The following is a 2,514-nucleotide window of genomic DNA, read 5'->3' as shown; positions in this document are numbered from 1 at the left end:
GACAGTCCTGGCGGCGCTGAGCGATCCCCTCCGCCTCGGCATCGTGCGCAAACTCCTTCTCGAATCGGAGAAGTTCGATCACACCTGCGGCTGGTTCGGTCTCGACCGCCCCAAGTCCTCCCTCACCCACCACTTCAAGGCCCTCCGCGAGGCAGGCATCACCCGTCAGCGCCAATACGGCCTGGAGCGCCGCAGCCACGTCCGCATCGCCGACCTCAACGCCCGCTTCCCCGGCCTCCTGGACCTCGTGGCCGACTGGACCCCGCCGGAGCGGTGACGGCGGGCGTTAGCCGAGCGTTAGCGGATCGGCAGCGACCGTTAAGGGAACGCCAGCGGCGGCCGACACCATGGATGGTGCGTGAGCAGGAACCGCACAAACCGGAAGCCCATGGGGGTCGTCATGTCGCACCACATTCTCAACCGCCGTATCCGTAAGGCCGGTGCGGCCGCGCTGATCGCCGCCGCCTCGGCCGTCGCCCTCACCGCCTGCGGGAGCGATGACTCCTCGTCCGACGCCAAGGGGAACTCCTCCTCCCACGCGTCGTCCGCCGCGAAGTCGTCCCAGTCGGACGCCTCGATCCACAGCCAGGCGGGCAACCAGACCGGCAAGCAGGCAACGGCCATGGGCTCGGGCGCCAACAAGGCCCGGGCGACCTCCGAATGCCAGCCGGGCACGCTGCGGGCGACCCTGGACTCCGCCGGCACCTCCCAGGCGGAGATGAACCACCGGGGCACCTTCCTGAAGGTGACGAACACCGGCGACGAGACCTGCGTGATCAGCGGCTACGCCGGAGTCGCCCTGGAGGGCGCCGGCCACACCGCCATCAAGACCACCGCCCGCCACGGCAGCACCTACTTCGCCACCGACCCCGGCACCCACCCGATCACCCTCGCCCCCGGCAAGAGCGCCTGGGCCGACCTGGTGTGGACCACCACCGGCGCCGGAACCGCCCACGCGAAGTACCTGCAGATCTCCCCGACGGGCAGCAACTCCCACAGCACGGTCACCTTCAACCAGGACCTCGACAACGGCACCCTGTCCCTGACCGCCTGGTCCGCCAAGCCCACCATCAACGGCTGAACCCCCGAAAACCCGAAGAACCCCAGCTCGGACCTGGTCCGCGCGGGGGTTCTTGTGCAGTGTGCGGGGTGAGATCGGGGTCTCGGAGGGATGCCAGAAGGGCGCGTTCCTGGGGTGTGAGAGGGATGTCGGGGCGAAGGCGTTCCGGGTGGGACTGCGGTTCGGACTGGGGTTCGGCCGTGGGCATGTGGAGCGCGCCGAAGGCCACCAGGCCGTTCCAGAGCGAATGGAGCAGGGTCTGCGGCAGCGTGCGCCAGGTCCTGGGGAAAGTGACCATGCTTGGGTCAAGTCGCATAGGGATGAGTGCGGGCGCGGAGAGTGGGTTGACGCTATGGGCCGTCAAGTATTGAGTGAAACGGAGCGGTTGCACGATGACGCTGCTCTCGCCTTCCTCCGGCTGCACCGGATGTGGGGGAAACTCCAAGCGCGTGACGTCGGTTCGCTGGGCAGTCTGATGTCCCAGAACGAGATCAGCCGGGGCTGGGTACTCCAGATCGTCGACGAGGGGGTGGGCACTTCAGAGGGCGAGGTGACCGTCGGAGCACTGGCCGAGGGGCTCGACGTCGATCCGTCCGTGGCGAGCCGCATGGTCTCCAGCGCCATCCGCGACGGCCACCTCGTGCGCGGCGCCTCTGAGGTTGACGGGCGGCGCAGCGTGCTGCGCATCACCCACTCCGGCTATGTCCTGCTGCACCGCTTCCGGCGCCAGCCGCGCGCGGTCTTCGAGACCGTCACCAAGGATTGGCCCGCGCGGCAACGCGACGAGTTCGCCCGGCTGTTCACCCGTTACGTCGATGAGATGGCCCGCATCCGGGCGGATCGCCAGGACGCGGGACCGGCTGACTGACGGACGCCTCGGATGCCCCTGTCGCCCCTGTGTCCACTCGGTCGGCACCGGCACGCGGCCGGTTCACTCCGGAGCTCCAAACCGTTCCGGAGAGGTGGTTGGTCTTCCCTCCCCGTCGGCCTTCTTCCGGCGGCGCAGCCACCGGGTGAGAGTAAAGGCCAGGACCGAAAGGATCACCAGCACGCGCCGTCACCCCCGGTCCGTTCGTGCGCTTCCGCGCGCCGGTGAGCTACGGCCAGCCGCAGGATGCTGCCCACCAGGTCCCGGTAGCTCTGATTCATAAGCGGCTCCCCACGCTCCGCACGTTCTCCGGGCAGCGTCGGCGCCGGAGCCGGGCGCACGGGGAGCGGGATCCATGCCAGCTCGTTTGTCGCCATGCGTCCCAGGCTCGCGAGGGGCGGTGACAGATGACTCACCCCTCGCTCACCAGCGCCCGGCAGGGCCGCCTGAACACAAAGGAGCCCAGATCACACGAGGTGTGATCTGGGCTTCATCCGAGCCGCCTAAGGGAATCGAACCCTTGACCTACGCATTACGAGTGCGTCGCTCTGGCCGACTGAGCTAAGGCGGCATGCTGCGGAGCCAG

Annotated in this window: 4 protein-coding genes and 1 tRNA gene; 3 read left to right on the top strand and 2 right to left on the bottom strand. The window is 68.6% G+C overall.

What is annotated here, in order from left to right; genetic code table 11:
• Window positions 1–277 (top strand): helix-turn-helix transcriptional regulator (locus GWI24_RS43305; protein ID WP_210951500.1); only part of this gene is annotated, 277 nt, incomplete at its 5' end.
• 123 nt (window positions 278–400) lie between these two features.
• Window positions 401–1,081, top strand: coding sequence for a DUF4232 domain-containing protein (locus tag GWI24_RS43300; protein WP_247617695.1), 681 nt, complete (start codon window positions 401–403; stop codon window positions 1,079–1,081).
• On the opposite strand, the gene GWI24_RS47065 is transcribed toward GWI24_RS43300, so the two are convergent.
• Window positions 1,071–1,358: a DUF6059 family protein gene (locus tag GWI24_RS47065; protein WP_374103411.1), complete on the bottom strand. Its 288-nt coding sequence runs from the start codon at window positions 1,356–1,358 to the stop codon at window positions 1,071–1,073. The genes GWI24_RS43300 and GWI24_RS47065 overlap by 11 nt on opposite strands.
• Before the next feature lie 87 nt (window positions 1,359–1,445).
• Here GWI24_RS47065 and GWI24_RS43295 point away from each other — a divergent pair, with 87 nt between their 5' ends.
• Entirely contained in the window at window positions 1,446–1,928 is a 483-nt protein-coding gene (locus GWI24_RS43295) for a MarR family winged helix-turn-helix transcriptional regulator (RefSeq protein WP_210951499.1), read from the top strand.
• Between the two features lie 497 nt (window positions 1,929–2,425).
• On the opposite strand, the gene GWI24_RS43290 is transcribed toward GWI24_RS43295, so the two are convergent.
• Window positions 2,426–2,499 (bottom strand) — tRNA-Thr (locus GWI24_RS43290).
• Between the last annotated feature and the right edge of the window lie 15 nt (window positions 2,500–2,514).

The sequence above is a fragment of the Streptomyces sp. MK37H genome (genome assembly GCF_018035285.1).
In the GTDB taxonomy this organism is placed as follows: Bacteria; Actinomycetota; Actinomycetes; order Streptomycetales; family Streptomycetaceae; genus Streptomyces; species Streptomyces endocoffeicus.
This window is presented reverse-complemented; position numbering and strand designations above follow the sequence as displayed.